This window comes from Paenarthrobacter sp. PAE-2, assembly GCF_026013155.1.
Taxonomy (GTDB): Bacteria; Actinomycetota; Actinomycetes; order Actinomycetales; family Micrococcaceae; genus Arthrobacter; species Arthrobacter ureafaciens.
In genome coordinates, this window is the sequence record NZ_JAPDNV010000095.1 from 1 (window position 1) to 1,377 (window position 1,377).

Annotated in this window: 2 protein-coding genes; one reads left to right on the forward strand and one right to left on the reverse strand. The window is 63.8% G+C overall.

All coding sequences use genetic code 11. The features are described 5' to 3' along the window. Positions 1 to 146: 146 nt before the first annotated feature. Positions 147 to 758, reverse strand: coding sequence for a nicotine blue oxidoreductase (gene nboR / locus OCL88_RS21030; RefSeq protein ID WP_021473426.1), 612 nt, complete (start codon positions 756 to 758; stop codon positions 147 to 149). Between the two features lie 187 nt (positions 759 to 945). Here nboR and OCL88_RS21035 point away from each other — a divergent pair, with 187 nt between their 5' ends. Further along, positions 946 to 1,137, forward strand: coding sequence for a YegP family protein (locus OCL88_RS21035; RefSeq protein WP_021473425.1), 192 nt, complete (start codon positions 946 to 948; stop codon positions 1,135 to 1,137). The last annotated feature ends 240 nt before the right edge of the window (positions 1,138 to 1,377 follow it).

Consider the following 1,377-nt stretch of genomic DNA (forward strand, 5'->3'; position numbering starts at 1 on the left):
ACACTTTCCCCACTCCATGGGGCGCCGACGGCGCGGAACCGCTAGGTCGCAATAGTGCGCGTTTAGACCCGACAAAACGCGCACTATTGCGACCTACTTGGGTTAAAACGGGGGGCGGAGCGGGTGCGGGTTAACGCGGGTGTGGATCAGGCTTCGAGCAGGTGCAGCTGGTCCTTGGTGTCCAGGTCCTCGCCGGAGCAGAGGTCGCTGCAATCCACCAGGTCCACCAGGCCCGGGTGCGCCTTGAGGAAGGACCGCGCCCCCGTGTCACCTTTCGCCGCTTCCGCGGCTTGCTCGCGGAGCCCGACGTCGATGATCAGCGGGTGCCGACGCTTCAGGTGGCCCGCATCATCGGGGTAGGCCGCTGCAGTGATCCGGCCGGGACGGTGGGCGCCCAGCAACCTGCTGACCGCCGTCGGGGTCAGTCCGGGCTGGTCCACCAGCGCCACCAGGATGCTGTTGTTGGGGTTGGCGGCCTCGATGCCGGTGCGGAACGAGCCCGCCATACCCTTGGCCCAATCGGCGTTTTCCACCACGGTGTAGCGATCCAAGTCGGTGTTCTTCCGGATGTTGGCCGCCTCGGCACCGAGCACCACCACCACCTCGCGGCAGCCGCCGTCGTACAGGGTTTCGGCCAGCACTTCCACCAGGGTGCGCCCCCGGAAGGGGAGCAGCGCTTTGGGGCCGCGCCCCAGACGGGTGCCTGCCCCGGCCGCCAACAGGACGCCGGTGATCTGTGATGAGCCGGAGTGAGTCATATCCTCACCATACGCGCGGCATTTGACGCGGTCTCTAGGTCCATGCAGCCTTTTGAGGGTTATCTACCGGAATCGGTTGAAAAACTACTGCCGGGTAGGGCTTTTGGCGCCTTCGCGGGCCTATTAGGGTCTGAAGGGAATTGTTCAAATCAGCTCTGATGCAATGACGCGTGGAGGACAAACAAAGATGGCGGGCAGTTTCGAAATTCTCAAGGCCGGACCCAGCACCTTCCGGTTCCGGCTCACGGCCGACGACGGCACGGTTGTGGCAGTGTCTCCACAGTTTCCCAACCTGAAGGCGGTTGTAGCCGGGATCAATGCAGTCCGCGAAAATGCGGCCACCGGGTTTGTGGTGGATCGGCGCAGCTTGCGAACGTAGGTCCTGTTGAAACAAAAAGCGGCGGCAGTGTTCATGAAGAACACTGCCGCCGCCTTTGTTGATGCAGGGTTTAGGCGTCGCCGCCTGCGCCTCCGGTGGTGCCGGCGTTGACGTCGAGCAGTTTGTAGCGGTCAATCGCGTACGACGGCGCGCCCTCCTCGACCTCGCCCCTCGCCGCCAGCATCTGCAGGGTTTTGGTGACGATGGAGTGGGTGTCGTTTTTGAAGTAGCGGCGGGCGG

Coding starts and splice junctions, on each gene's coding strand:
- nboR (WP_021473426.1), bottom strand. CDS start 758: ATGACTCACTCCGGCTCATCACAGATCACCGGCGTCCTGTTGGCGGCC.
- OCL88_RS21035 (WP_021473425.1), top strand. CDS start 946: ATGGCGGGCAGTTTCGAAATTCTCAAGGCCGGACCCAGCACCTTCCGG.